The following is a 26,059-nucleotide window of genomic DNA, read 5'->3' on the forward strand; positions in this document are numbered from 1 at the left end:
AATATCAGCTGCAAAAACGGGAGCGATGTCGATCCCGAAAGCTCGTGGCCGCAGTAAGAATCGGCCAGATTCTGCCGAGTCAATCTAGGTCTGGCCTTTGCTAAATCTCTGTAACTGGGTTCAGTCTATATTTTTGAGATTGGGCAAAAATAGGTCAGGTCCGAATCGGCGCTGACCGGCATTTGAGCGCTGCAGCGCGTGAGATGGCGGTACCTGCCTGTAATTGCGGAAAGCGTGGCAACGCCAGAAATCTCGACACGACGACAGATGGTAGAAAGGGGCCCCTCATGTGTTTCATCAAGTATCAGCAGTTCAGCGATGTCCGCCTTCAATACTTGCGCTGAGGAGTGCAACTGGGCGTCGCACGGGATTCAGGCCCGCTCGCAAGTTGCGCGCGCACGCGGGGGCGAGCCTGCGTCCGGTTTTTCACGCATGGCGGCGCATAGCGCATCGCTTACAATCGCCGCCATGAATATCTCCACTTCTCCGTCTCTCCCGATTCCGCCCGGCCATCCCGCCGCGCCGACGCTGCCGCGCATCGCGGTGCTCGCGACCGGCGGCACGATCGCCGGCTCGGCCCCGGATGCCGCCAATACGTCGGGCTATCAGGCGGGCGTCGTCGGCGTCGATCAGCTGCTCGCGGCGGTGCCGGCGTTGTCCACGGTCGCGCGAATCGCCCCCGAGCAGATCGCCAGCGTCGATAGCAAGGACATGGCGATGCCGCTGTGGACCACGCTCGCGCAACGCATCGACACGCTGCTCGCGACGGACGACGTCGACGGCGTGGTGGTCACGCACGGTACCGATACGCTCGAAGAAACCGCCTACCTGCTGCATCTGACCGTCAAGTCGGACAAACCGGTCGTGCTGACCGCGGCGATGCGCCCAGCGTCGGCGCTCTCCGCCGACGGTCCGCTGAATCTGCTAAATGCGGTGACGGTCGCCGCGCACGCGGCGGCACGCGGGCAGGGCGTGCTGGTCGCGTTCAACAACCGGATTCATAGCGCGCGCGACGTCGTTAAAACGAGCACGTATGCGGTCGATGCCTTCCAGTCGCCCGAGATCGGCGCGCTCGGCTGGGTGCAGGATGGCCGCGTCGAATTCCAGCGCGGCGTGGTGCGCGCGCATACGTTCGCGAGCGAATTCACGATCGATGCGGCGTGGCCGCAAGTGGAGATCGTCACGAGCTATGCGGGCGTGTCGCGGATCGCCATCGATGCGTTGGTCGCCGCGGGTGTGCGCGGCATCGTCGTGGCGGGTACGGGCAATGGCTCGATCCACCAGTCGTTGCAGCAGGCGCTGGCGGATGCCGCGATGCGCGGCGTGGCGGTGGTGCGCTCGTCGCGCGTGGGTTCGGGGCATGTAATGCGCAACGGCGCGGCGGCCGACGATGCGCTCGGTTTCGTCAGCGCGGGTTCGCTGAATCCGTACAAGGCGAGGGTGTTGCTGATGCTGGCGCTGGCCGCGGGCCATACCGCGCCGGCGGCGTTGCAAAAGGTGTTCGATACGTATTGATAGCGATGCTCGCGACCGCGCTGCCGATACCGGTCGTATCGACGGTGGCGGCGAAATGGCCCAACGCTGAATCCGACAGCCGGACACCCGACGACGACGTCTGACCGACCAAGGCTTCCCCGGCGTAGCCGGGTGCCGCTGCGGACCCCACCTGCCGCTCTCAGCCCAGAGCGGCGCGATTTGCCCGTTCCACCACGCCGGCAGCCCAAGCTGCCACGCGACGAACGGGCGCCCCACCAGTGCTCACCGTGATTGCGCGGATGCCCAGGCGGCCATCAGCGCAATCAACGGCGTGTTCAATCACAGAGCAATCACGAAGACCTAAGCCGCCTTCGCGTCCTCGCTGTCCGGCGTCCGCGCGACCTCGTGGTTCGCCATGATCTCGAGCGCGCGCACCATCGCCGAGTGATCCCACGCCTTGCCGCCGTTCGCCGCACAGACGCTGAACAGCTGCTGCGCGCTCGCGGTATGTGGCAGCGCGATGCCGAGCTTGCGCGCGCCGTCGAGCGCGAGATTCAGGTCCTTCTGATGCAGCTCGATGCGAAAGCCCGGATTGAACGCGCGCTTCGTCATGCGCTCGCCATGCACTTCGAGAATCCGCGACGCCGCGAAGCCGCCCATCAACGCGCGGCGTACTCGCTCCGGATCGGCGCCCGAACGCGACGCGAACAGTAGCGCTTCGGCCACCGCCTCGATATTGAGCGCGACGATGATCTGGTTCGCGACCTTGCAGGTCTGACCCGCGCCGTTCTCGCCGATCAGCGAAATGTTCTTGCCCATCAGTTCGAATAGCGGCCTGGCCAGCGCAAAGGCTTTCTCGGGACCGCCGACCATGATCGTCAGCGACGCGTCGCGCGCGCCGATTTCGCCGCCGGATACCGGTGCATCGAGATAGTCGACGCCGAGCGCGTTGATCTTCTTCGCGAACGCCTGGGTGTCGAGCGGCGAGATCGAACTCATGTCGATCACGAGCTTGCCTTTGGTGAGACCCGCGGCGACGCCGTCGTCGGCGAACAGCACGTTGGCGACGTCAGGTGTGTCCGGCACCATGATGATGACGATGTCGGCAGCCTGCGCGACCGCGGTCGAACTGGCGACCACGCTCGTGCACTTCGCGATGTCGTCCGGCATCGGATACCCGCCGTTCACGAACAGCGCGTGTCCGCCCTTGATGAGGTTGCGCGCCATGTGCGCGCCCATGATGCCGAGTCCGATGAAGCCGATCTTTGCCATGTGTGTGAATCTCCAGGGTTATTAGGGGACGTGCGTTGAGGACCTTCAGGGAGCCGTGATGATCCCTGATGCGCCTCAAGCCGCCGCGTGTGCCGCGCCGCGCGTCTGACCGGCCACGCTTTGCACCCAGCCGAGGCCGGCATCGGTCGTCGTGCGCGGCTTGTATTCGCAACCGACGTAGCCTTCGTAGCCGAGCGAGTCGAGCAGCGCGAACAGGTACGGATAGTTGATCTCGCCGGTGCCCGGTTCGTGCCGGCCCGGGTTGTCCGCAAGCTGGATATGCGCGATCTGCGCGAGGTTCTTTTCGATCGTCGCCGCGAGTTCGCCTTCCATCCGCTGCATGTGATAGATGTCGTATTGCAGGAACAGATTGTCCGAGCCGACCTCGCGAATCACGTCGAGTCCGTCGCGCGAACGGTTCAGCGCGAAGCCCGGAATGTCGTATGAGTTGCACGGCTCGACGAGCAGCCGGATGCCGGCCTCCTTCAGCTCGCGCGCGGCAAAGCGCAGGTTCTCGACGATCGTCGCGCGGGCGGTGTCGGCGTCGACGTTCGCGCCCGGAATGCCGACGAGGCAGTTCAGTTGCGGCACCTTCAATGCGCTGGCGTATTCGATCGCGCGGCCGACGCCTGCCTGAAACTCGGCGACCCGATCGGGCAAACACGCGATGCCGCGTTCGCCGGCTTCCCAGTTGCCGGCCGGCAGGTTGTGCAGCACCAGTTTCAGGCGGTTCTGTTGCAGACGTTCGCTCAATTCGGCGATCGAATACGGGTACGGAAACAGGAATTCGACGGCATGAAAGCCGGCATTTGCCGCCGCCGCGAAACGGTCGAGGAACGGCATTTCGGTGAACAGCATCGTTAGGTTCGCTGCGAATTTCGGCATGGTGCGTATGTCTCTCAGGTCGGTCAGGGAATGGCGCGTTGGGTCGTAATGAGGCGAGGGCGCAGAGCACATGCTCGGCCCTCGCACCGCGCGCGCTGAATGCTGCGGATACCGCGAAGGCGCAACGCCTAGTCGAGCAGGCTGATCGCCGTCGGCGCGTCCGCGCGCTTTTCGGCCAGTTCCTCGAACTCGTTGATCGCGTCGATCTCGGTGCCCATCGAGATGTTGGTCACGCGTTCGAGAATCACTTCGACGATCACCGGCACGTTGAACTCGGCGAGCATCGACTGCGCTTTTTGTAGCGCCGGCTTCAGCTCTTCCGGCTTGAACACGCGAATCGCCTTGCAGCCGAGACCAACGGCCACCGCGACATGATCGACGCCATAGCCGTTCATCTCCGGCGAGTTGATGTTCTCGAAGCCGAGCTGCACGCAGTAGTCCATCTCGAACGCGCGCTGCGCCTGGCGAATCAGGCCGAGGTACGAGTTGTTCACGACGACATGCACGTACGGCAGCTTGAATTGCGCGCCGGCCGCGAGCTCCTCGATCATGAACTGGAAGTCGTAGTCGCCGGACAGCGCGACGATCGGCCGTTGCGGATCGGCCGCGCGCACGCCGAGCGCCGCCGGAATCGTCCAGCCGAGCGGGCCGGCCTGGCCGCAGTTGATCCAGTTGCGCGCCTTGTAGACGTGCAGGAATTGGGCGGCGGCGATCTGCGACAAGCCGATCGTGCTCACATAGCACGTGTCGCGGCCGAACACCTGGTTCATCTCTTCGTAGACGCGCTGCGGCTTCATCGGCACGTTGTCGAAGTGCGTCTTGCGCAGCATGGTGCGCTTGCGTTGCTGGCAATCGGCGACCCACGCGCTGCGATCCTTCAGCTTGCCCGCGGACTTCCATTCGCTGGCGACTTCGACGAACAGTTCGAGTGCGGCCTTCGCGTCCGACACGATGCCGAGATCCGGGCCGAACACGCGGCCGATCTGCGTCGGTTCGATATCGACGTGCACGAACTTGCGCCCCTTCGTATAGACATCGATGCTGCCGGTGTGACGGTTTGCCCAGCGATTGCCGATGCCGAGCACGAAGTCGGACGCGAGCATCGTTGCGTTGCCGTAGCGATGCGAGGTCTGCAGACCGACCATGCCGACCATCAGCGGATGGTCGTCGGCAATCGCGCCCCACGACATCAGCGTCGGGATCACCGGCACGCCGAGCGTTTCGGCGAACTTCACGAGCAGGTCTTCGGCCACGGCGTTCAGCACGCCTCCGCCCGATACGATCAGCGGCTTATCGGCATCGTTGAGCAGCGTCAGCGCCGCCTCGATCTGCTTGCGGGTTGCCTTCGGCTTGTAGACCGGCAGCGGTTCGTACGTGTCAATGTCGAATTCGATTTCGGCGAGCTGCACGTCGATCGGCAGATCGACCAGCACCGGGCCCGGACGGCCCGAGCGCATCAGATGGAACGCCTGCTGGAACACACGTGGCACCAGCGCCGGCTCGCGCACGGTCACGGCCCACTTGGTGACGGGCTTCGCGATCGATTCGATATCGACGGCCTGGAAGTCTTCCTTGTACAGGCGCGCGCGCGGCGCCTGGCCTGTGATAGCCAGAATAGGAATCGAGTCGGCCTGCGCGGAGTACAAGCCGGTGATCATGTCGGTGCCAGCGGGACCCGACGTGCCGATGCACACGCCGATGTTGCCCGGCTGCGCGCGGGTGTAGCCCTCGGCCATGTGCGACGCGCCTTCCACATGGCGCGCGAGCACGTGGCTGATGCCGCCGGCTTTGCGCATCGCCGAGTAGAACGGATTGATCGCGGCGCCCGGCACGCCGAACGCGGTATCGATGCCTTCTCTTTCGAGCACCAGAACGGCGGCGTCGACGGCTCTCATTTTGGCCATGAATGTCTCCTCAATGTCGGGGAATTACGTCGGTTGAAGGACACTGTAGGCCTGCGCCAAAGGTTTGATAAGATCAGTCCGGGTCGCTTATTCCGAAACAAAAAGTATCGAATGGCGTGAAGCCCGGCGCACGGCCGGCGGCGGCCTGCCATCAGACAGGTGGGAGACGAACATGGACCGCTTCAAACAGATCGAAACCTTCGTGCGAGTCGCCGACGCGGGCAGTCTCGCGGCGGCGGCGCTGGAGGAGGGGGTGTCGCCAGTGATCCTCGGGCGGCGCATCGATGCGCTCGAGAAGCGCCTCGGCGTGAAGCTGATGTATCGCACGACGCGGCGGCTCGTGGTCAGCGAGGACGGTGCCGCATTTCTCGAACGCTGCCGGGGACTCCTCAGCGAATGGGATCAGGCGGAGAACGAACTGAGCGCGGGACGCCGCGCGGTGAACGGCCATCTGATCGTGTCGGCGCCGGCGGCGTTCGGCCGCAAGCACGTCGCGCCGCTCGCGCCCGGGTTCTTGCGCGACAAACCCGGGTTGCAGATGTCGTTCAATCTGACCGACCGGGTCGTCGATCTGGTGCGCGAGGGTTACGACCTGTCGATCCGCATCGGCGGCGTGGTCGATCCGAACTTCGTCGCGGTGAAGCTCGCGTCGAACCGGCGTGTGGTGTGCGGCACGCCCGACTATTTCCGCCGCCACGGCAAACCGAAGACGCTCGAGGATCTGCCGGCCCACAACTGCCTCGCGTTCAATCTGCAAGGCGGACAGAACCGCGGCTGGTACTTCCGCCGCAACGGCAAGCTCGCGACAGTGCGGGTGGGCGGCTCGCTCGACTGCAACGACGGTGAACTGCTGCATCGCTGGGTCTCGGAAGGGCTCGGACTCGGCTGGCGCTCGACGTGGGAAATCCAGCGGCAGCTCGCGCGCGGCGAGCTCGAAACCGTGCTCGACGAGTATGCGCTGCCCGATTACGACATCCTCGCGGTCTATCCACAGCAACGCTTCGTGCCGGCGCGCGTGCGCTATTTCATCGACTACCTGAAAGACGTGTACGCGAGCGACGACTACTGGAACCGGTCGTCGTACTAGCTGGCGAGCGGCGCGCATAGGCGATCCTGATTTTTTGCGAATCCTCGCGTGAGTCGGGAATAAACTGGGTCTGTGGCCAGTTCTGCCGTGAAAGACACGTCAGGAACGACACCTCGCGGGGCGCGCAACAGCAGCGACCCGCACGAAGCAGCCGCCATGCCCTTGGAGGGGCCCACGTGGTCCAGACCGACTCAGACGCCGCCCGCGCGCGGGGCGAGCCAAATGCTGGCACCGACGCCGATGCCGATGCCGCGAAAAGCCGCCGCTTCCAGCAGCTGGCGTTGCCGCATCTCGACGCCGCGTACAACCTCGCGCGTTGGCTGTGCGGCAATCCCGCCGATGCCGAGGACGTCGTGCAGGAAGCGTTCATGCGTGCGTTCCGCTTCTTCGATACGTTTCGCGGCGACTCCGCGCGGCCGTGGCTGCTCGCGATCGTGCGCCGCACCTGGTACACGGAATGGCGGCGGCGCGCGCCGTCGCACGACATGCTCGAATTCGACGAAACCATGGACGACGCGACCCTCGACGGCTGGACTGCTGGCGGCGACGATCCGCAGACGCTCCTGATCCGCGACGAGGATGTACGGCAGGTGCACGACGCGTTGGCGCGTTTGCCGGTCGAGTATCGCGAGGTGCTCATTTTGCGAGAACTTGAAGAGATGGGATATCGGGAGATCGCGCTGGTGGCCGACGTACCGATCGGGACAGTGATGTCGCGACTCGCGCGTGGGCGGCGCAAGCTGGCGGAGGTGTTGATGGTGCTGCGACAAGGCGGGGGGGAATCGGATGGCGGCGGCCGCAAAGGCGGGCAGGGTGGGGGGCGCGGGCCGACGGATGCGCCGCTCGATCAGGCCGCGCAGTCCGGGCGACTCGCGCAGTCTGCGGCGTCTGCGGCGTCTGCGTCCTCCGCCGAGCCAGCACGAAGTTCGGGCGAAGGTGGACCGGCATCATCGTCAGATGTGCCCGTCACCGCATCAGTGACGCGGCTCCGGGCGTTTGCCGACGGCCGGCCCCTCAATATTCCCGGCGCTGCCGCCGACCCCGCTCAGGAGACGCCGGATGGACTGTAACGAAGCACGGCCGCTCCTCGATGCGAATGCCGATCACGAATTGCCGGCGCCCGATGCGCGCCGGGTGCAGCAGCATATCGAGAGCTGCGACGACTGCCGGCGCGCGGGCGACAACCTGCGCGCGCTGAGCGGCGCGCTGCGCGCGGCGCCGTATCATCGGGCGCCGCAGTCGTTGCGGCTGCGGATCGTGGCGGGCTTGCCCGGCGCGCCCGATAAAGCGACCGCGGTGGCGGCGGCGCCCGACGATGTACCGATAGACTCTGCCGGCAACGCTACCGCCGGCATGACGGAGCCGGCGACGCAGGAACCACGGCGTCAGCGGCGCGGGGCGCGGTGGCCCGCGTGGCTCGACGGATGGCTCAGGGGCTTCAGCGGCCCAACCGCCGCGGGCGGTGCAACCCGCGCGGCGGCGCGCGGCGGTGTCGCAGCACTTGTGATCGCGTTGTGCGCGGCCGCCGCGGTTCTGACGCTGACGCTGCACCGCCCCGCCGAATCCATGCCATTCACCGACGAACTCGTCGCAAGCCATGTGCGCGCGCAGGTATCCGGCCGCGACATCGACGTGATTTCGACCGACCGTCACACAGTCAAGCCGTGGTTCAACGGCCGGCTCGACTATTCGCCGCCCGTCGAGGATCTCGCAGCGAGCGGCTTCGCGCTGCAGGGCGGCCGGCTCGACTACCTCGCGCATCAGCGGGTCGCGGTGCTCGTGTACCGCGCCGGCAAGCACGTGATCGACGTGTACGTATTCCCGCAGTCGGCGGCGGGGGGGATGGCGCCGGCATCGCTCGATCGCGACGGTTATTCGATCTCTCACTGGGACGCGGCGGGCATGACCTGGTGGGCGATCACGGATGCCGCGCCCGATGCGCTGAGAGGCCTCGAAGCGGCGCTCAGAGCGCGTTTGCAGAGTGGCAGCCAGCGCACGGAAGCGGGTTGAGTGACAATAGCGGCGCCGCTTGCGCGACCCACCACCTCTAAGCTCTTGAAAACACGTCCGATTCCGCCACCGAATCGGCGGAATACCTTGCAACCCGTCCCCATTCAGGTTACACTTTCAGGCTTCTCACTTGCCGCACCGGTTCCGACGCCCGGGCGGCTTCTATCCAAAAGTCAGCACAAGGAGTGTGTAATGCGTCATTACGAAATCGTCTTTATCGTGCATCCCGATCAGAGCGAGCAGGTGCCCGCCATGATCGAGCGTTACAAGAGCACGATCACGTCGCACGGTGGTCAGATCCACCGCGTCGAAGACTGGGGCCGTCGCCAACTGGCCTACATGATCGAGAAACTCGCGAAGGCTCACTACGTCTGCATGAACATCGAATGCGACCAGACGACGCTCGACGAACTGGAACACGCGTTCAAGTTCAACGACGCCGTTCTGCGTCACCTCATCGTCAAGATGAAGAAGGCCGAAACCGGCCCGTCGCCGATGATGAAGGAAGTGCACCGCGAAGAAGCCAAGAAGTCGGCAGCCGCTCAGCCGACCGAAGCGCAGGCTTAAGACTCACTATTTAAGCTGCCAGACTCGCGGCGTCGCTCCGCTCAAGTACACGAAGGCATACACAGGTACATGAACCGGCTGCAACTCACGGCGAGCGTCGTCGAACGCGAATCGGTGCGGTATACCCCCGCCGGCGTTCCGATCGCAAGCTGCACGTTGCACCACCGCACGGAAGTCGTCGAGGCGGGCATTGCCCGTCAGGTCGAACTGACCGTGCAGGCGGTCGCCGCGGGCGAAGCGAGCGGTAAGCTCGAAAACTGTCAGATGGGCGTCGAAACGCTCTTCACAGGTTTTCTGGCGAAAAAACACCGTAACGCGCGAACTCTGGTATTTCACATCACAGCATTGCAGGACATTGGAAAGGACTAATCATGCCCCGCCCGACTGGTAAAAAATTCGACAAGCGTCGTCAGCAACAGAACCCGCTGTTCAAGCGCAAGAAGTTCTGCCGTTTCACGGCCGCTGGCGTCGAGTACATCGACTACAAAGACATCGAAACGCTGAAGGACTTCATCGGCGAGAACGGCAAGATCACGCCGGCACGTCTCACGGGTACCAAGGCTCATTATCAACGCCAGTTGGACACGGCCATCAAGCGCGCGCGTTTCCTCGCGCTGGTGCCGTACACCGACCAGCACAAGGCCTAACCCGACGACGCGATAAGGAGCATCCGAATGCAAATCATTCTTCTGGAAAAAGTCGTCAATCTGGGTAACTTGGGCGACATCGTGAAGGTCAAGGACGGCTACGCACGTAACTTCCTGATCCCGAACAAGAAAGCTCGCCGTGCAACGAAGGAAGCCCTGGCTGAATTCGAAGTGCGCCGCGCAGAACTCGAAAAGACCGCCGCTGAAAAGCTGGCAGCCGCCCAGGCTCAAGGCGAAAAGCTGGCAGGCCAGACCGTTCAGGTCAAGCAGAAGGCGGGCGTCGACGGCCGTCTGTTCGGCTCTGTGACGAACGCCGACATCGCCGCAGCGCTCGGCAAGCAAGGCTTCGAAGTCGAAAAGTCGCAAGTGCGTCTGCCCGAAGGCCCGCTGAAGATGGTTGGCGAGCACCCGGTTCAGGTTTCGCTGCACACCGACGTTCTCGTCGATGTGACGGTGGCTGTGATCGGCGAGCACGTCTAAGTCGACCGCTGAGCGTCACGCAGTATCAGCCAGCACTTGGCTGGTGAAGGGCAGGGGCCGGGTAACCGGCCCCTGCTTTTTTTGTGCCCGGCTATCTGTCCTGTACCCCTACGTTTGCGTTTTTTCTGCTCGCAGCCGTCGCCGGATTGCCCGATAATTCCTCCCCATGAACGCACCGTCCAAAGATCCCCAACTCGAGTCGCTGAAAGTCCCGCCGCATTCGATCGAAGCCGAGCAATCGGTGCTGGGCGGCCTGTTGCTCGACAATGCGGCGTGGGACCGCATCGCCGACTTCCTCGCGCAGAGCGACTTCTACCGCTACGACCACCGCATCATCTTCGAGCACATCGGCAAGCTGATCGCGGCCACGCGGCCGGCCGACGTGGTCACTGTCTACGAAGCGCTCGGCACCTCGGGCAAGGCGGAAGAGGTCGGCGGACTCGCCTACCTGAATGCGCTCGCACAGAACACGCCGAGCGCGGCCAATATCCGCCGCTACGCGGAAATCGTGCGCGACCGTGCAGTGCTGCGCCGGCTCGTGTCGGTCGCCGACGAAATCTCTTCCGACGCGTTCAACCCGCAAGGCAAGGAAGTTCGGCAATTGCTGGACGAAGCGGAATCGAAGGTGTTCTCGATCGCCGAAGACGGCGCACGCGGCACCCAGGGCTTTCTCGAGATCGGGCCGCTACTGACCGAAGTGGTCGAACGGATCGACACGCTCTATCACACCGCCAATCCGAGTGACGTGACCGGCACGCCGACCGGCTTCGTCGATCTGGACCGCATGACCTCGGGCATGCACGGCGGCGAGTTGATCATCGTCGCGGGCCGTCCGTCGATGGGTAAGACGGCGCTTTCGATGAACATCGGCGAATACGTCGCGGTCGAGTACGGACTGCCGGTGGCGGTGTTTTCGATGGAAATGCCGGGCACCCAGCTCACGATGCGTATGCTGGGCTCGGTCGGCCGGCTCGATCAGCATCGCATGCGAACCGGGCGCCTGACCGACGAGGATTGGCCGAAGCTCACGCACGCGGTGCAGAAAATGAGCGAGGCGCAAATCTTCATCGACGAAACCGGCGGTCTGAACCCGATGGAACTGCGCTCGCGCGCGCGCCGGCTGTCGCGCCAGTGCGGCAAGCTCGGCCTGATCATCATCGACTACCTGCAGTTGATGAGCGGCTCGTCGTCGGGCGAAAACCGCGCGACCGAAATCTCGGAAATCTCGCGGTCGCTGAAGAGCCTCGCGAAGGAACTCGACGTGCCGGTGATCGCGTTGTCGCAGCTCAATCGCGGCCTCGAGCAGCGTCCGAACAAGCGACCGATCATGTCGGACTTGCGCGAATCGGGTGCAATCGAGCAGGACGCCGATGTGATCCTGTTCATTTACCGCGACGAAGTGTACAACCCGGACAGCCCCGACAAGGGCACCGCCGAAATTATCATCGGCAAACAGCGGAATGGTCCGATCGGTCCGGTTCGACTCACGTTCCACGGCCAGTACACGAAGTTCGACAACTTTGCTGGAGCGCAAAACTTCTACGGCGGCGAGTGACGCGAGAGGTCGCGAGCTGTTGTAACTGCGTTGCCGCCAGTGCGGCAACGGTGGCGCAACGGTACAATATGGCGGTTTTATGTCAGCCATAACGTGACCCATTTCCAGGATCCCAATGTTCGGTCGATTCATGCCCACCGAGGGCAAGTTCTTTGAAATATTCAATTCGCACGCAACGTGCATCATCTCGGCAAGCCGCGAACTCGAGCTCCTGATCGACAATCTGCAGGACGCCGAAACCCACAAGCAGAACGTGCAAAAGGCCGAGAAAGCGGCCGACAAGCTCACGCACGAAGCCATCGACCTGCTGCACAAGACCTTCATCACGCCGCTCGACCGTGACGAGATCCACAAGCTGATCACGACGATGGACGACATCCTCGACCTGATGGAGGACGTCGCGACCGCGATCTCGCTGTATGACGTGCAAGCGGTCACGTCGGAGGCGAGCCAGCTTGCGCATATCTGCACGGCGACCTGCGAGCGCGTGCAGTTCGCGGTTAGCCTGCTCTCGGACATGAAGCAGGCGAGCCAGATCCTGAAGGCCTGCGAGGAAATCGACCGGCTCGAATCGGAAGCCGATCGCGTGCTGCGCGCGGCGATGTCGAAGCTGTTCCGCGAGGAAGACGACGTCAAGGTCCTGATCAAGCTGAAGGCGATCTACGAGCTGCTCGAAACCATCACGGACAAGTGTGAGGATGTGGCGAACATCATCGAAGGCATCGTGCTGGAAAACGCATAATGCAATCGATACAACTCGCTATCTGGGTCGTCACCGGCCTGGTTGCCATCGCGCTGGTGTTCGACTTCATGAACGGCTTTCATGACGCGGCGAATTCGATCGCCACGGTCGTGTCGACCGGCGTGCTGAAGCCGCAGCAGGCGGTGGCGTTCGCGGCGGCGTTCAACGTCATCGCGTATTTCGTGTTCCACCTGAAGGTGGCCACGACCGTCGGCAAGGGCACGATCGACCCGGACATCGTCGATCACTACGTGATCTTCGGCGCGCTGGTCGGCGCGATTGCGTGGAACGTGATTACCTGGGTGTACGGTATCCCATCCAGCTCGTCGCACGCGCTGATCGGCGGGCTCGTGGGCGCGGCGCTCGCGAAGTCGGGCTGGGGGTCGCTCAACTGGGACGGCCTGATGAAGACCGTCGCGTTCATCTTCATTTCGCCGCTGCTCGGCTTCGTGCTCGGCTCGTTTTTCACGCTGCTGGTGTCGTGGCTGTACTTCCGCACGCCGCCGAGCAAGGTCGACCGGCGCTTCCGCCGCCTGCAGCTGATCTCCGCTGGCTTATATAGCCTCGGTCATGGGGGCAACGACGCGCAGAAGACCATCGGCATCATCTGGATGCTGCTGATCGCAACCGGCTTCGCGTCGATGAAGGCGGCTGCGCCGCCGCTGTGGGTCATCGGCGGCTGCTATCTGTCGATGGGCCTCGGAACGCTGTTCGGCGGCTGGCGCATCGTGCGCACGATGGGGCAGAAAATCACGAAGCTCAAACCGGTCGGCGGCTTCTGTGCCGAGTCGGGCGGGGCGCTCACGCTGTTCACCGCGTCGGCACTTGGCATTCCCGTCTCCACCACACATACGATTACCGGCGCGATCGTCGGGGTCGGCGCGACGCAGAAATTGAGCGCGGTGCGCTGGGGCGTTGCCGGCAACATCGTGTGGGCGTGGATTCTGACGATTCCGGCTTCCGCGGTGCTGTCCGGCGGGGCCTGGTGGCTGGGTCACCACCTCCTGTAATCACCGTGCGATGCGGGCCTGCGCTGCTGGGTCGGCTGAGTCCGGCTGAACCGCACGCGCGGGGTTCGGCTTCACGCCGCCCGTTGCGTCGCACCGGTTTCCCTACGTAGTTCGACAACAAGCCCCGGTCAGATCAATGGTGCGTTTGCGCCATCCATCGGAATGATCGCGCCCGTCACATAGCTCGCGCGGCGGCTCGCGAGGAACATCGCCACGTCGGCGATTTCCTCTGGTTTGGCATAGCGGCCGAGCGGCATCCTGGCTTGGCCGCGCGTGAGCGCTTCGTCGTTGCCGATGCCTTGCTGCGCTGCCTCCAGCCGGACCGCTTCCTCGACGCGCTCGGTCAGCGTCGGGCCTGGATTGATCGCGTTGATGCGGATGCCGTAGCGCGCGTAGTAATGCGCGAGGCCGACCGTCGCGAGCATCAGCGCCGCGTTGGCCGCGCCGCCCGCGATATGAATGTCGCTCGCGACCTTGCCGCCCATGCCGATGATATTGACGACCGTGCCCGGCTCCGCACCACCGTTGGCCTTCGCGCGCTCGGCCATACGGCGCAGCACTTCCTGCTGTGGGTAGATGTACGGGAAATACTTCGCTTCCATCGTCGCGCGGAATGCGTCGGCATCGAGCGTTTCGGGGTCGTACCGGCGCGCGGCGCCGGCGCTGTTGATCAGCACGTCGATCGGACCCACTGCGGTGGTGACTTCCTCGACGATATCGGTGGCGCTGTGCGGCTCGTGCAGGTCTGCGCGCGTGCGGTGCACGTGGAATCCTTCCTGTTTCAGCTGCTCGTAGGCGCGCGCCAGATTGGCGGGATCGCGCGACACGATCGCGACCTTCGCGCCTTCCTGCGCGAAGGCTCGCGCGCAGGCGAAGCCGATGCCTTTGCTGCCACCGGTGATGAGCACTACCTTATTCTTGAGCCCGAGTTCCATGGTCGTCACCCGCCGTCGAAAGAATATCGATGACGATAGCAGATCACGGCGTCAGAAGTTGCCGTTCGCGAATCGGGCGATGGGGTCGTCGCTGCTTTGCGTGGGGGCGGGCGCGCCGTGCGAGGCCGTCGACGCGCGCATCAGCTGAACGCCGCTTGTGCCTTCGGTCTGCTGTGCCTGCCGCGCCTGGCGTTCCGCGATGGAAGCGGGCGGGGCCGGTTCGAATGCATCGGCGGCGGCGTCGATTGCGTCGGGTGCGGTTTGCGCAAGGGTGCGGGCGGTCGTCGCGGGCTGCATCGGTTGCGCGGGCGAAGAGGTGTCACCTTCATACGTGCTGGCCTGCGCCGCCGGGGTGCCCGTCGCTGCCACGGCGGCGGCCGGGCGCGCCTGCATCTGCGCGGCGCTGAGGCCGGACGGCGGCGGCTCGAATTGATCGGCTTGCGAGACGGGTGTGCCGCCACTTGCACTGGTCGCCGGGGTCGCGGCCGCGACCGCAACACCACGCCCGGTCTGGGGCGCCGCCGCCTGATAACCCGGTGTATCGAACGGGGCCGGCGTCGCCGCCGGCCCAGCCATCCGGCGGATCCCGTCGAAGCGCTTCGCCCAGTAGGGATTGGTCAGATAGTCGAGCCGCACCGTGCCGCCCGTCGACGGCGCGTTGACGAAGCGCAGCTTGCCCACGTAGATGCCGACGTGCGAATGCGCACGCCCGGTCGTATTGAAAAAGATCAGATCGCCGGGCGCGATTTCGTCGGGTTCGACCGACTCGCCGCGCCCGCTCATCTCTGCCGTCGTGCGCGGCAGGTTCACCGACGCCGCGCGCAGCACGACGTAGCGCACGAGTCCGCTGCAATCGAAACCGCTGTCAGGTGTATTGCCGCCCCAGCGGTATGGCACGCCGACGAGGCCCATCGCCTGAATCGAAATTTCCTCGCGGCCGATGCTGTGATCGACGAAGTGGGGGAAGCCTGCCGGCGGTGCGTTATAGGCGCCGTTCGCGACCACGATGCCGCCGGACCCGCGCGAGCTCTTCTGCGGCGCGCCGGCGCAGGCGGCGAGCAGCAGGACGGGCAACAGCGATAAGGCGAGTCGGCGCATGAAGACGGCACGGGCGGTAAACGCCCGCTTACTCACTGACGATGTCGGGATGGTAGCCGCCCGACAAGGCTGCCGCAAGAATTCTTGATAACTTACTTGAAGTTTGCGCGCTAAGTGTTGCCCGCGCGGCACGCCGGGCGATAAAAAAAGCCGCGTCCGGGAAGAACCGGACGCGGCTTGCGATGAAAGGCGGAAAAAAACCGGCGAACGCCTAGAGGATCTCCGACGCGTAATCAGCGAGGCGCGAGCGCTCGCCGCGGGCGAGCGTCACGTGTCCGCTGTGCGCCCACCCCTTGAAGCGGTCGACCACATAGGTCAGGCCCGAACTGCCCTCGGTCAGGTAAGGGGTGTCGATCTGCGCGATGTTGCCGAGGCAAATGATCTTCGTGCCCGGACCCGCGCGCGTAACGAGCGTCTTCATCTGCTTAGGCGTCAGGTTCTGCGCTTCGTCGATGATCAGATACTTGTCGACGAACGTGCGGCCGCGCATGAAGTTCATGCTCTTGATCTTCAGGCGCGAGCGGATCAGCTCCTGGGTCGCGGCGCGGCCCCATTCGCCGGCGGCGTCGTCGGTTTTCTGCAGGACCTCGAGGTTGTCGTCGAACGCACCCATCCACGGCTGCATCTTTTCCTCTTCGGTGCCTGGCAGGAAGCCGATGTCTTCGCCGACCGGCACCGTCGCGCGCGTCACGATGATCTCGTTGTAGCGCTTGTCGTCGAGCACTTGCGCGAGACCCGCCGCGAGCGCGACCAGCGTCTTGCCGGTGCCGGCCTGGCCGAGCAGCGTGACGAAGTCGATTTCTGGATTCATCAGCAGGTTCAGCGCGAAGTTCTGCTCGCGATTGCGCGCCGTGATGCCCCACACGTTGTTCTTGTGGTGGCCGTAGTCACGCAGCGTTTGCAACAGAGCGGTCTTGCCGTTCAGTTCGCGCACCAGTGCATGAAACGCGGGCTCGCCGTTCTGCGGCTCCAGATAAACGAACTCGTTGACCAGCATCGACGCGCACAGCGGACCCGTCACACGGTAGTACGTGGTGCCGGTTTTCGTGTCCTGCCAGCTTTCCATGCCCTTCGCGTGCCTGGTCCAGAAATCCTGCGACAGCGCGCGGATGCCCGTGTACAGCAGGTCGCTGTCCTCGAGCACCTGGTCATTGAAGTAGTCCTCGGCGGGCAGACCGAGCGCATGCGCCTTGATGCGCATGTTGATGTCTTTCGACACCAGCACGACCTGGCGATCCGCGCGATCGCGCTGCAGCGCGCGCACGACGCCGAGGATCTGGTTGTCGGCCTTGCCTTCGGGCAGACCTTCGACGGGCTCGATGGCGGTCAGCCGGGTCTGGAAGTACAACCGTCCGGACGCCTCGCGGCTGCCCAGACGCGCGAGCGAAATGCCGTCGGCCATGTCGCCCGCGTTCGCGACCAGCGCGTCGAGCGTGCGGCTCACCTGACGCGCGTTACGTGCGACTTCCGACATCCCCTTCTTGTGGTCGTCGAGCTCTTCCAACGTCATCATCGGCAGATAGACGTCGTGCTCCTCGAAGCGGAACAGGCAGCTCGGATCGTGCATCAGCACGTTCGTGTCGAGAACGAAAAGCTTCTGGACTTCGGCCAGCGTGGCGCTCGTGCCACGTTTCTTGCGCGTGGTGGCCGGGGCTGCTGCGGCGGGTGCGGCGGCTGTTTCGGCCGTGGGCTGCTTCGCGGCAGGCGCGCGCGCGACGACCGGCTGCGCGTCACGCTGCGCTTCGAGCGCATCGGCTTCGAGCTGCGGGCGCCCAGCCGGAACCGGCTGCAACAGCGCGGCGGTCTGCCGGGTCTTGCGGCTGCGCGCGGGCGCGAGCGCGGGTTGCGCGGCGGGCGGAGACTCGACGGCGGGCACGGGCCACAACGTGGTGGCGGCGTTGGCGGCGTGCGCCATCGGTGTGGCGACATTGGCGCGGCCATAATCGGCCGACTCTGCGGATTCCCCTTCACGCGCCTGTTTTTTCGCGGCGGAGCGCGCGGGCGTGACGGCTTTGGCCTTGTATTCGTCAGGCGGCAAAAGATTGCCGAGCTTGCTGGGGGGAGTAGGCAAAGGCATGGTTTCCCTCGAAATGATCGGGTCACATATCGTGCGCCGCCCATCGCATTCCAACGATGCCCTCATGGGACATCCAGTTTGCGCGAGGAGGCGCGCATTCGGTCTAAAGATGCCGGTTCGCCTGGTCTTCGATAGGCTCCTTGATGGAAGCGCGCGAACCAATGAACGAACGGTCGCGCGCAATTAAAAAAGCCGCCGCCCCGGCAATCGGGGCAAGCGGCTCGACGATGATGCTCGCGTTGCGCCTCACGCTCGGAACGGCACCGGTGGATCCGGTCAAGCGGCCGTCGGAGTTGGCGCAGCGGAGAAAAATGTGGGGTGGACAGGCACTCATTGCGGCCCAATATAACGCGCATCAAAGCGCTTGTACAGCCTCCAGAATATCGTCGACGTGGCCCGGCACTTTAACGCCGCGCCACTCCTGGCGCAGCACGCCATCAGCGTCGATGAGGAATGTGGAGCGTTCGATTCCCCGTACCTCTTTGCCATACATTTTCTTCATTTTGATGACGGCGAACAGGGCGCACAGCGTTTCTTCCGGATCCGAAATCAGCGGGAAGGGCAGTTCGAGCTTGGCTTTGAAATTGTCATGCGAACGCAGGCTGTCACGCGATACACCGATCACTTCGGCGCCGGCCTTCCGGAACTTCGGATACAGATCGCGGAACTGCAACCCTTCGGTCGTGCAGCCCGGCGTGTTGTCCTTCGGATAGAAATACAGCACTACCTTCTTGCCCCGCAGCTTTGACAGCGTGATTTCGCCGCCCGTCGCGGCGGCGGTGAAGTCGGGGATGGGTTGGTCGACTGCGATGGACACGAGGTTCTCCGGTTATTGTGGCCGGCGCCGCTAGCTGCCGCGGCGTCGGCCGGTCTGTCGATGACTTCCGCGCGGCGGCCCTTCAGGGCTGGACGATCAGTTCGCCGGAGCGCCCCGGAATCTCGCCCCACGTAACAGGGTACGATGGCAGCGTGTCCCGGTCTAGCGTGGCGTAGTAATCGCCCATCGTCGCGAACGTGTGGCCCTGCGCGCGCCAGCCCTCGAGCAGCTGTTCGAATACCGGCGCGAGCTTCTGTCCTTCGAGTTCCGCGTGCAGCGTGAACACCTGGTCGTGCGGATTGTTTTCGGTCTGCTTCAGCATCCACGCAGCGACGTTGTGCGTGTCGACACCGTCGACCCCGAGCACTTCGTCGAGCGTCGGCAGCGTGGTCGGCATTTGCACGTGCGTAAGCGTCTTGCCGTCGACCACCGGCAGATACGGCGAGTGGCCGCGGCCGTCGGACGCGTAGCGCATGCCCCATGCGTCGATCTGCTCGAACGCGTGGCCGTTCATCTGCCAGCCCGCCGCGCCGTGCGTGACGGGCGGCGCGCCGAACACTTCGATGAACCGCGCGTGGCTCTGCTGCATCTGCGCGACGGTCCACGCGCGATCTTTGGCGCGCACGTTGTCCTGCCAGTACACGTGATCCCACGTGTGGATGCCGCACTCGAAGCCGGCTTCGTGGATCGCGCGCATCTCGGCCGCGGCCTTCGCGCCGATATCCGGACCGGGCAGCAGCACGCCGTACATCAACTGCCTGACGCCGTAATGCTCGACCACCGATGTGCGCGACACCTTCTTCAGAAAGCCCGGCCGCAGCACCCGACGCATCGCCCAACCGGTGTGGTCGGGTCCGAGGCTGAACAGGAAGGTGGCGCGCGCCTTGAAGCGGTCGAAGATGCGCGCGAGATTCGGCACGCCTTCGCGGGTGCCGCGCAGCGTGTCGACGTCGATCTTCAGGACGATGCGAGCCAAGGACGCGCCCTTATTGCTGTTCGACGAGTGCGCGGGCTTCGGCGACGTGGCCGCGATACGCTTCGAAAATCTTACGCAGCGCTTCGTCGAAAGTCGACGTGGGTGCCCAGCCGAGTTCCTGCATCGTGTTGTCGATCTTCGGCACGCGATTCTGCACGTCCTGATAGCCGTTGCCGTAGTACGCGCCCGACGACGTTTCGACCAGTTGCACCTGCCTGGCGAGGTCCGCGTATTCGGGGAATTCGGCCGCGAGTGCCAGCATCTTGTGCGCGAGTTCACGCACCGAGAAATTGTTGGTCGGATTGCCGATGTTGTAGATCTTGCCCGTGGCGACGCCGTTCCTGTTTTCGATGATCTTCATCAGTGCGCTGATGCCGTCGTCGATGTCCGTGAACGCGCGCTTCTGCGCGCCGCCGTCGACGAGGCTGATGTTCTCGCCACGCACGATGTGGCCGAGGAACTGCGTGACCACGCGCGAGCTGCCTTCCTTCGGTGTATAGATCGAGTCGAGGCCCGGGCCGATCCAGTTGAACGGACGGAACAGCGTGAAGTTCAGGCCTTCCATGCCGTAGCCCCAGATCACGCGGTCCATCAGCTGCTTCGAGCACGCGTAGATCCAGCGCGGCTTGTTGATCGGGCCGTACGACAGCTGCGATTCTTCCGGATCGAACTGCTCGTCCGTGCACATGCCGTAGACCTCGGAGGTCGACGGAAACACCAGATGCTTGCCGTACTTGACGGCCGAACGCACGATCGGCAGGTTCGCCTCGAAGTCGAGTTCGAACACCCGCAGCGGCTGCTTCACATAAGTAGCGGGCGTGGCGATCGCGACGAGCGGCAGAATCACGTCGCACTTCTTGACGTGATATTCGACCCATTCCTTGTTGATCGTGATGTCGCCTTCGAAGAAGTGCATCCGCTCATGATTGACGAGGTCGCCGAGACGTTCGGTCTGCATGTCCATCCCGAACACTTCCCAGTCGGTGGTTTCGAGAATGCGTTTGGACAGGTGATGGCCGATGAAGCCATTCACACCCAGAATCAGGACTTTTTTCATGAATGAGATTGGATGAGCTGGGCGAATTCCGCCGGACTGACGGCAGTCTCGCCGCCGTCGTGCTGGTGCCGCAATTCGTGGATGTTGATCGCGCGGCCGTCGCCGCAGATCGCGAAAACGGCATTATCGCTTACGTGCAGGCCCGGGGGCAAATCCGAGCGGAGCGCCCCGGGCGCGGCGAGAAGCGCGCGCGCGACGATGAAACGGTGGCCGTTAAGATCGGCAAAGGCGCCCGGATACGGCGGCGCGACCGCGCGGATCAGGTTGTAGACCTGTTGCGCGGACTGATTCCAGTCGATGCGGCCGTCTTCCGGTTTGCGCCCGCCGTAATAGCTGCCATGCGCGAGATCGTTCGGCAGATGCGGCGCCTCGCCCGCGAGCAGCGCCGGCAGCACGCGCCACAGCGTCTGCTCGGCGGCGACCGTGACCTTGTCGAACACCTGCGCGGCGGTGTCGTCGGGCAGGATCGGCACCGGTGTTTGCGCAATGATCGCGCCCGCGTCGGGCTTCGCGGCCATTTCGTGCAGCGTCGCGCCGGTTTCGCTTTCGCCGTTGAGCACCGCCCAGTTGGTCGGCACGCGGCCACGATACTTCGGCAGCAGCGAGCCGTGCATGTTGTAAGCGCCCCGTGCAGCGATCGCGAGCAGTTCGGGCGGCAACATGTGGCGGTAGTAGAACGAGAAGATGAAGTCCGGCCGGGCGGCGCTCACCGCGGCGCGCAGCTGCGGGCTTGTCGGATCGGCCGGCGTGACGACGGCGATGCCGTGCTCGGCCGCCACCGAGGCCACGCTGCCGAACCATATGTTCTCGCTCGGGTTGTCTTCGTGCGTGACGACGAGCGCGATGTCGACGCCGCGCGCGAGCAGCACCTGCAGGCACCGCACGCCGACGTTGTGATACGCGAATACGACGGCGCGCGGCTTCATGGATTGTGCCCCTGATCGGCGACCGGCACCGGCTGCACGCCCTGCACGACGGTCTGACGCGGCGCTTCGGCGACGGCCGCGCCGTCGCGTTCTTCGAGAATGGTCTGCACCAGATAACGCGGCCGCGCACGCACCTGCTGATAGATCCGGCCGATGTATTCACCGAGCAGGCCGAGCGCGAAGATGATCACGCCGAGCAAGAAGAAGGTGATTGCAAACAGCGTGAACACACCTTGCACTTCCGCGCCGATGATGAAGCGGCGAATCAGCAGCAGGACGAACAGCGCCGCGGACCCCAGCGACAGGATCACGCCAATGAACGACAGCCATTGCAGCGGCACCACCGAGAAGCCGGTGACGAGGTCGAAATTCAGACGGATCAGCGAGTACAGCGAGTACTTCGATTCACCGGCGAAGCGTTCTTCGTGCGCGACCTCGATTTCGACCGGATTCTGCGCGAACGTGTACGCGAGCGCCGGAATGAACGTGTTGATTTCGCCGCAGCGGTTGATCGTATCGACGATATGGCGGCTGTACGCGCGCAGCATGCAGCCCTGATCGGTCATCTTGATGCGCGTGATGCGCTCGCGCAGATGATTCATCGCGCGCGAGGCCTTGCGCCGCCACAGGCTGTCCTGGCGCTGCCGACGGATCGTGCCGACGTAGTCGAAGCCCTCGCGCATCTTTGCGACGAGCTTGCCGATTTCCTCGGGCGGATTCTGCAGGTCGGCGTCGAGGGTGATCACGATGTCGCCGCGCGACTGCTCGAAGCCCGCGAGAATCGCCATGTGCTGGCCGTAGTTGCCGTTCAGCAGGATCACGCGCGTGGTGTCGGGGCGCGCGCGGAACTGCCCGGCGAGCAGCGCGGCGGATTTGTCGCGGCTGCCGTCGTTGATGAAGATCACTTCATAACCGGTGCCGAGCGCGTCGAGCGCCGGATAGAGGCGCGCGAACAGCGCGGCCAGTCCGGCCTCTTCGTTGTACACCGGAATGATGATCGACACTTCCGGTGCGACGGCGCGATGTTCCGAATAAGTCATGTCCGCTTACTTTCCGTAGTGTTCGCAAATTTCGTTGACCGCGCGGCATACGCGCTCGACGTCGCCTTCGTGCATCAGCGTGAAGAGCGGCAGCGTGACGGTGGTGGCGCCGAAGCGCTCCGCGTGCGGGAACATGCCTTCCTTGAAGCCGCGCGCGCGGTACAGGGAAAACAGGTGCAGCGCCGGGTAGTGCACGCCCGAGCCGATGCCGCGCTCCTTCAATTCACCCATGAAGCCGGCGCGGTCGATCGACAGTTTTTCGAGCGGTAGCGTGATCTGGAACATGTGCCAGTTGCTGTTTTCGAAATCGGCGAACGGCAGGCCGATGCCGAGCTTCACCGCCGCGCCGCCTTCGAGTTGCGCGAAGTACGCGCGCACGAGCTTCTTGCGCTGCGCGACGAAGCGCTCGAGATGCGGCAGCTGGCCGAGGCCGACGCGCGCGGCGACGTCGGTCAGGTTGTATTTGCCGCCGAGCACGTCGCAGTCCATGCCGTCGAAGCCAGTGCGCGTGATGCCCTGCAGCCGGTACTTCTGAGCGAGCACCGCTTCTTCCTCGTTGTTCAGCACCAGCGCGCCGCCTTCGATCGACGTCAGGTTCTTGTTCGCGTGGAAGCTGAACGACACGATGTCGCCGAGCTTGCCGATGCGCTCGCCGTTCCAGCGGGAGCCGAACGCCTGTGCGGCGTCTTCGATCACGCGCAGCTTGTGCGCGCGGGCGATCGCGTACAGACGGTCCATGTCGACCGGCAGGCCGGACAGGAACACCGGCAGCAGCGCCTTGGTGCGCGGCGTGATCGCTTGTTCGAGCAGATCGAGATCGATGTTGCGCGTGACCGGATCGATGTCGGCGAACACCGGGGTCGCGCCGGTCTCAAGGATCACGTTGCAGGTCGACACCCAGGTGGCCGGCGTCGTGATGACTTCGTCGCCGGGACCGACGCCGGCGATGCGCAGGCCGATTTCGAGCGTCGCGGTACCGGAATTGAAGGTGCGCACCGGGCGGCCGCCGCAGAACTCGGACAGCGCGGCCTCGAACTTCTGGTTCTGCGGGCCGGTGGTGATCCAGCCGGAACGCAGCACGTCGGCGACGCCCTGGATCGTTTCCTCGTCGATCTCGGGTTTGACAAACGGCAAAAACGGGACTTGTGACTGGCTCATGAATGCATCGCTCGATGGAAAGGGGCGCGGCCCGACGGGCGCGAAGTAAACCACAAACTACGCGCAAACCCAAGGCCGCGGCTGAAAAAACGCAACCGCACAGCTTACCGCGGCCGACCTTACGTCTCGCTTAGGCGGCGCGTGCGCCGCGCGGGTTCCTGCGCGAGGCGCCGCGCTAGCTGCGCGCGAGCACGACCACGCCGACGAGAATGATGCCGATGCCAACCAGCTTCTGCACCGACATCACTTCGCCGAACAGGTACCAGGCGGCGATCGCGTTGACGACGTAGCCGAGTGACAGCATCGGATAGGCGATCGACACGTCCACGCGCGATAGCCCGATGATCCACACCGCCACGCTGATCACGTAGCAGGCGAGCCCGCCGATGATCGGCGGCTGGGTTGCCAGCTTGAGGCCGATGGGCAGGATGTTCGCACGGGTGAATTCGAAGTGTCCAACGGCATTCGTGCCGGCCTTGAGCAGCAGCTGCGCGCCGGCGTTCAGCGTAACGCCGGCGAGGATGCAGAAGAGGGAAATCGGGTTCATCGAAGGTCGGGTTCTCGAAATGACTATGGCTTTGCCGCGGGCGCGGAGGGGGCGGCCGCAGCGGCGTCGGCGAGTGGCTTCATCACCACCACGCGACGCGGGTCGCGCGCGATCACCTGCATCGGCACGCCTTGTTTGTCGAGGCGCTCGTAGGTCGGCGGCGGGATCAGCGCGAGCGCGTAGCGATCGGCCTTCCAGCGCTCGATCCACGCGTCGAGCGTCGGCACCCATTTTTGCGGCTCGACGGACACGCCGAACGCGAGCTCGTCCGGGTGCGCGACCATGATCATCGTGTGGCCGATGTAGAACGGCAGCGTGTGGTCGAGCACGCCGACCGAGTAGAACGGCGTGTCGGGCGGCAGCTTCGCGAGTTCGGCCTTGATCGCGGGCGCGAGCGGCGCGCCGGAGCTCAGGCGCCCGAACACGTCGTGACCGGTGCCCGCGATCGTGCCGAGCAGCAGCCAGCCCGCGCCGAACGCGGCGAGGCTACCGAGGCCGACCCGCGCGTTGGCGCCCGTGCCTGTCTGGCCGCGGCGGTTGAGCCACAGCGCGAACAGCGTCAGCACGAACGCGACGGCCAGCGCGGCGAGCACCCACACGCGGAATGCGACATACAGTGCGGCCGGATTGCGCGCGGTGCCGAGACGCGGCAGGAACAACGCCGCGAACGCGGCGACCACGAAAAACAGCGCATAGCCCGCCAGATGTCGGCGCAGCTGTTCGCGCGTGACGAGCGACAGATACATGCCGATCAGCAACGCAATCGGCGGCGCGATCGGCAGCGTGTAGGACAGCAGCTTCGAGTGCGACGCGCTGAAGAACAGGAAAATGAAGACGATCCACGTGAGCATCAGCGTGACCGGCGCGAAGCCGTTCGGCTGACGCGGCTGGCGCCACGCATGGCGCACACTCTGCACGCTCACCGACAGCCACGGCAGGAAGCCCACCAGCAGCACCGGCACGAAGTAGTAAAACGCGCCGGGGCGATTCTGCTCGGGCGTCAGATAGCGCTTGAACTGCTGGACGACGAAGAAGAAGTTCAGGAACTCCGGATTGCGCTGTTGCACGAGCACGAACCAGGGCGTCACGATCGCGAAGAAGGCGATCAGGCCGCTCACCAGATGCAGACGCTTCCACAGCGCCCAGTCGCGCGCGATCAGCGTGTAGAGCACCAGCACCGCGCCCGGCAGGATCAGCCCGACCAGGCCTTTCGAGAGTACCGCCAGCCCCATCGACGCCCAGCACACCAGCATCCAGCCACGCACGCACGGGGGCCGCAGGTTGGGGCGCTGTGCGAGCAGCAGCGCGCACAGCGTGAGCGTCATCCAGAACGACAGGCCCATGTCGAGCGTGTTGAAGTGGCCCATCAGGTTCCAGTACGGCGAGCAGGCGAGTACGAGCGCCGCGAACACGCCGGTCGCCGCGTTGAACCCGCGCGCGCCGGTGAAGCCGATCAGCAGCACGCCGGCGAAGCCCGTCAGCGCGGTGTAGAGGCGCGCCTGCCATTCGCCGATGCCGAACCACGCGAAGGTCAGCGCGTTCGCCCAGGTTTGCAGCGGCGGCTTCTCGAAGTACTTGTAGGCGTTGTAGCGCGGCGTGATCCAGTCGCCGGTCACAAACATTTCGCGCGCCATTTCGGCGTAGCGGCCTTCGTCGCTCGGCAACAGATGGCGCCAGCCGAGCGGCACGAACCAGATCACGGCGAGAACCAGCACCAGCAACAGAATCGCGGTGCGGTTGAGCGGTAGCCTCGACGGCGTATCGTTCATCAATTTCAACCTTTTTTGTTATCG

At 64.5% G+C, this 26,059-nt stretch carries 26 protein-coding genes; 11 read left to right on the forward strand and 15 right to left on the reverse strand.

The annotated features are described in order from the left end of the window. Positions 1–468: 468 nt before the first annotated feature. On the forward strand, positions 469–1,515 hold the full coding sequence (locus OKW43_RS22010; protein ID WP_429449812.1) for an asparaginase: 1,047 nt from the start codon (positions 469–471) through the stop codon (positions 1,513–1,515). Positions 1,516–1,836: 321 nt separating this feature from the next. Here the strand turns inward: OKW43_RS22010 and OKW43_RS22015 are convergent, their stop codons facing one another. The 3 genes from OKW43_RS22015 to gcl all read right to left on the reverse strand — a co-directional run bounded on the left by OKW43_RS22015 (position 1,837) and on the right by gcl (position 5,537). Next, a complete protein-coding gene (locus tag OKW43_RS22015) occupies positions 1,837–2,748 on the reverse strand; it encodes a 2-hydroxy-3-oxopropionate reductase (protein ID WP_187638664.1) in 912 nt (303 codons plus the stop codon). A gap of 75 nt (positions 2,749–2,823) precedes the next feature. After that, positions 2,824–3,633 carry a hydroxypyruvate isomerase gene (gene hyi / locus OKW43_RS22020; protein ID WP_187638665.1) on the reverse strand — a complete coding sequence of 270 codons (810 nt, stop codon included), beginning with the start codon at positions 3,631–3,633 and terminating at the stop codon, positions 2,824–2,826. A gap of 128 nt (positions 3,634–3,761) precedes the next feature. Continuing rightward, positions 3,762–5,537 (reverse strand): glyoxylate carboligase, encoded by a 1,776-nt coding sequence (gene gcl, locus OKW43_RS22025; protein WP_429449815.1) that lies wholly within the window; start codon positions 5,535–5,537, stop codon positions 3,762–3,764. A 172-nt stretch (positions 5,538–5,709) separates the two neighbouring features. Between gcl and OKW43_RS22030 the strand changes: the two genes are divergently transcribed. The 10 genes from OKW43_RS22030 to OKW43_RS22075 all read left to right on the forward strand — a co-directional run bounded on the left by OKW43_RS22030 (position 5,710) and on the right by OKW43_RS22075 (position 13,635). Further along, on the forward strand, positions 5,710–6,624 hold the full coding sequence (locus tag OKW43_RS22030) for a substrate binding domain-containing protein (RefSeq protein WP_187638667.1): 915 nt from the start codon (positions 5,710–5,712) through the stop codon (positions 6,622–6,624). Between the two features lie 176 nt (positions 6,625–6,800). Next, positions 6,801–7,694, forward strand: coding sequence for an RNA polymerase sigma factor (locus OKW43_RS22035; protein ID WP_187638668.1), 894 nt, complete (start codon positions 6,801–6,803; stop codon positions 7,692–7,694). After that, a complete protein-coding gene (locus OKW43_RS22040) occupies positions 7,684–8,634 on the forward strand; it encodes an anti-sigma factor family protein (RefSeq protein ID WP_429449818.1) in 951 nt (316 codons plus the stop codon). The genes OKW43_RS22035 and OKW43_RS22040 overlap by 11 nt, the downstream gene beginning before the upstream one ends. A 192-nt stretch (positions 8,635–8,826) precedes the next feature. Beyond that, complete coding sequence (gene rpsF / locus OKW43_RS22045) at positions 8,827–9,201, forward strand: 30S ribosomal protein S6 (RefSeq protein ID WP_027197541.1); 375 nt, start codon at positions 8,827–8,829, stop codon at positions 9,199–9,201. A 69-nt stretch (positions 9,202–9,270) separates the two neighbouring features. Continuing rightward, positions 9,271–9,570, forward strand: coding sequence for a primosomal replication protein N (priB, locus tag OKW43_RS22050; RefSeq protein WP_187638670.1), 300 nt, complete (start codon positions 9,271–9,273; stop codon positions 9,568–9,570). A gap of 2 nt (positions 9,571–9,572) precedes the next feature. Next, positions 9,573–9,848 (forward strand): 30S ribosomal protein S18, encoded by a 276-nt coding sequence (rpsR, locus tag OKW43_RS22055; protein ID WP_013588504.1) that lies wholly within the window; start codon positions 9,573–9,575, stop codon positions 9,846–9,848. A gap of 27 nt (positions 9,849–9,875) precedes the next feature. Then, a complete protein-coding gene (rplI, locus tag OKW43_RS22060; RefSeq protein WP_187638671.1) occupies positions 9,876–10,328 on the forward strand; it encodes a 50S ribosomal protein L9 in 453 nt (150 codons plus the stop codon). Between the two features lie 166 nt (positions 10,329–10,494). Next, a complete protein-coding gene (locus OKW43_RS22065) occupies positions 10,495–11,883 on the forward strand; it encodes a replicative DNA helicase (protein ID WP_187638672.1) in 1,389 nt (462 codons plus the stop codon). 115 nt (positions 11,884–11,998) lie between these two features. After that, on the forward strand, positions 11,999–12,625 hold the full coding sequence (locus OKW43_RS22070) for a DUF47 domain-containing protein (protein ID WP_187638673.1): 627 nt from the start codon (positions 11,999–12,001) through the stop codon (positions 12,623–12,625). Then, complete coding sequence (locus OKW43_RS22075; RefSeq protein ID WP_429449822.1) at positions 12,625–13,635, forward strand: inorganic phosphate transporter; 1,011 nt, start codon at positions 12,625–12,627, stop codon at positions 13,633–13,635. Before OKW43_RS22070 ends, OKW43_RS22075 begins: the two co-directional genes overlap by 1 nt. Positions 13,636–13,763: 128 nt before the next feature. Here OKW43_RS22075 and OKW43_RS22080 read toward each other — a convergent pair whose 3' ends face one another. The 12 genes from OKW43_RS22080 to OKW43_RS22135 all read right to left on the reverse strand — a co-directional run bounded on the left by OKW43_RS22080 (position 13,764) and on the right by OKW43_RS22135 (position 26,035). Then, complete coding sequence (locus tag OKW43_RS22080; RefSeq protein WP_429449824.1) at positions 13,764–14,570, reverse strand: SDR family oxidoreductase; 807 nt, start codon at positions 14,568–14,570, stop codon at positions 13,764–13,766. A gap of 51 nt (positions 14,571–14,621) precedes the next feature. After that, on the reverse strand, positions 14,622–15,668 hold the full coding sequence (locus tag OKW43_RS22085) for a C40 family peptidase (RefSeq protein ID WP_429449826.1): 1,047 nt from the start codon (positions 15,666–15,668) through the stop codon (positions 14,622–14,624). Positions 15,669–15,879: 211 nt separating this feature from the next. After that, a complete protein-coding gene (locus OKW43_RS22090) occupies positions 15,880–17,745 on the reverse strand; it encodes a PhoH family protein (RefSeq protein WP_429449828.1) in 1,866 nt (621 codons plus the stop codon). Positions 17,746–17,848: 103 nt separating this feature from the next. Further along, the gene (locus OKW43_RS22095; protein WP_429449830.1) at positions 17,849–18,025 is read right to left on the reverse strand and encodes a hypothetical protein; all 177 of its coding nucleotides are present in this window, start codon (positions 18,023–18,025) and stop codon (positions 17,849–17,851) included. Between the two features lie 75 nt (positions 18,026–18,100). Further along, positions 18,101–18,562: a peroxiredoxin gene (locus OKW43_RS22100; protein ID WP_429449832.1), complete on the reverse strand. Its 462-nt coding sequence runs from the start codon at positions 18,560–18,562 to the stop codon at positions 18,101–18,103. Positions 18,563–18,644: 82 nt separating this feature from the next. Then, a complete protein-coding gene (locus tag OKW43_RS22105; protein WP_429449834.1) occupies positions 18,645–19,538 on the reverse strand; it encodes a polysaccharide deacetylase family protein in 894 nt (297 codons plus the stop codon). Between the two features lie 10 nt (positions 19,539–19,548). Next, positions 19,549–20,595, reverse strand: a complete 1,047-nt coding sequence (locus tag OKW43_RS22110) for a bifunctional UDP-4-keto-pentose/UDP-xylose synthase (RefSeq protein WP_429449836.1) — start codon at positions 20,593–20,595, stop codon at positions 19,549–19,551. Continuing rightward, positions 20,592–21,521 (reverse strand): formyltransferase, encoded by a 930-nt coding sequence (locus OKW43_RS22115; protein WP_429449838.1) that lies wholly within the window; start codon positions 21,519–21,521, stop codon positions 20,592–20,594. Before OKW43_RS22115 ends, OKW43_RS22110 begins: the two co-directional genes overlap by 4 nt. Then, a complete protein-coding gene (locus OKW43_RS22120; RefSeq protein WP_187638683.1) occupies positions 21,518–22,561 on the reverse strand; it encodes a glycosyltransferase in 1,044 nt (347 codons plus the stop codon). Before OKW43_RS22120 ends, OKW43_RS22115 begins: the two co-directional genes overlap by 4 nt. A 6-nt stretch (positions 22,562–22,567) precedes the next feature. After that, on the reverse strand, positions 22,568–23,719 hold the full coding sequence (locus OKW43_RS22125) for a DegT/DnrJ/EryC1/StrS family aminotransferase (RefSeq protein ID WP_187638684.1): 1,152 nt from the start codon (positions 23,717–23,719) through the stop codon (positions 22,568–22,570). A gap of 175 nt (positions 23,720–23,894) precedes the next feature. Next, the gene (locus tag OKW43_RS22130) at positions 23,895–24,266 is read right to left on the reverse strand and encodes an SMR family transporter (RefSeq protein WP_187638685.1); all 372 of its coding nucleotides are present in this window, start codon (positions 24,264–24,266) and stop codon (positions 23,895–23,897) included. Between the two features lie 23 nt (positions 24,267–24,289). Then, positions 24,290–26,035: a glycosyltransferase family 39 protein gene (locus tag OKW43_RS22135; protein ID WP_429449841.1), complete on the reverse strand. Its 1,746-nt coding sequence runs from the start codon at positions 26,033–26,035 to the stop codon at positions 24,290–24,292. Positions 26,036–26,059 lie beyond the last annotated feature (24 nt).

It is taken from the genome of Paraburkholderia sp. WC7.3g, from assembly GCF_050436345.1.
GTDB lineage: Bacteria > Pseudomonadota > Gammaproteobacteria > Burkholderiales > Burkholderiaceae > Paraburkholderia > Paraburkholderia podalyriae.

Coding starts and splice junctions, on each gene's coding strand:
- OKW43_RS22010 (WP_429449812.1), top strand. CDS start 469: ATGAATATCTCCACTTCTCCGTCTCTCCCGATTCCGCCCGGCCATCCC.
- OKW43_RS22015 (WP_187638664.1), bottom strand. CDS start 2,748: ATGGCAAAGATCGGCTTCATCGGACTCGGCATCATGGGCGCGCACATG.
- hyi (WP_187638665.1), bottom strand. CDS start 3,633: ATGCCGAAATTCGCAGCGAACCTAACGATGCTGTTCACCGAAATGCCG.
- gcl (WP_429449815.1), bottom strand. CDS start 5,537: ATGGCCAAAATGAGAGCCGTCGACGCCGCCGTTCTGGTGCTCGAAAGA.
- OKW43_RS22030 (WP_187638667.1), top strand. CDS start 5,710: ATGGACCGCTTCAAACAGATCGAAACCTTCGTGCGAGTCGCCGACGCG.
- OKW43_RS22040 (WP_429449818.1), top strand. CDS start 7,684: ATGGACTGTAACGAAGCACGGCCGCTCCTCGATGCGAATGCCGATCAC.
- rpsF (WP_027197541.1), top strand. CDS start 8,827: ATGCGTCATTACGAAATCGTCTTTATCGTGCATCCCGATCAGAGCGAG.
- priB (WP_187638670.1), top strand. CDS start 9,271: ATGAACCGGCTGCAACTCACGGCGAGCGTCGTCGAACGCGAATCGGTG.
- rpsR (WP_013588504.1), top strand. CDS start 9,573: ATGCCCCGCCCGACTGGTAAAAAATTCGACAAGCGTCGTCAGCAACAG.
- rplI (WP_187638671.1), top strand. CDS start 9,876: ATGCAAATCATTCTTCTGGAAAAAGTCGTCAATCTGGGTAACTTGGGC.
- OKW43_RS22065 (WP_187638672.1), top strand. CDS start 10,495: ATGAACGCACCGTCCAAAGATCCCCAACTCGAGTCGCTGAAAGTCCCG.
- OKW43_RS22070 (WP_187638673.1), top strand. CDS start 11,999: ATGTTCGGTCGATTCATGCCCACCGAGGGCAAGTTCTTTGAAATATTC.
- OKW43_RS22075 (WP_429449822.1), top strand. CDS start 12,625: ATGCAATCGATACAACTCGCTATCTGGGTCGTCACCGGCCTGGTTGCC.
- OKW43_RS22080 (WP_429449824.1), bottom strand. CDS start 14,570: ATGGAACTCGGGCTCAAGAATAAGGTAGTGCTCATCACCGGTGGCAGC.
- OKW43_RS22085 (WP_429449826.1), bottom strand. CDS start 15,668: ATGCGCCGACTCGCCTTATCGCTGTTGCCCGTCCTGCTGCTCGCCGCC.
- OKW43_RS22090 (WP_429449828.1), bottom strand. CDS start 17,745: ATGCCTTTGCCTACTCCCCCCAGCAAGCTCGGCAATCTTTTGCCGCCT.
- OKW43_RS22110 (WP_429449836.1), bottom strand. CDS start 20,595: ATGAAAAAAGTCCTGATTCTGGGTGTGAATGGCTTCATCGGCCATCAC.
- OKW43_RS22115 (WP_429449838.1), bottom strand. CDS start 21,521: ATGAAGCCGCGCGCCGTCGTATTCGCGTATCACAACGTCGGCGTGCGG.
- OKW43_RS22120 (WP_187638683.1), bottom strand. CDS start 22,561: ATGACTTATTCGGAACATCGCGCCGTCGCACCGGAAGTGTCGATCATC.
- OKW43_RS22125 (WP_187638684.1), bottom strand. CDS start 23,719: ATGAGCCAGTCACAAGTCCCGTTTTTGCCGTTTGTCAAACCCGAGATC.
- OKW43_RS22130 (WP_187638685.1), bottom strand. CDS start 24,266: ATGAACCCGATTTCCCTCTTCTGCATCCTCGCCGGCGTTACGCTGAAC.
- OKW43_RS22135 (WP_429449841.1), bottom strand. CDS start 26,035: ATGAACGATACGCCGTCGAGGCTACCGCTCAACCGCACCGCGATTCTG.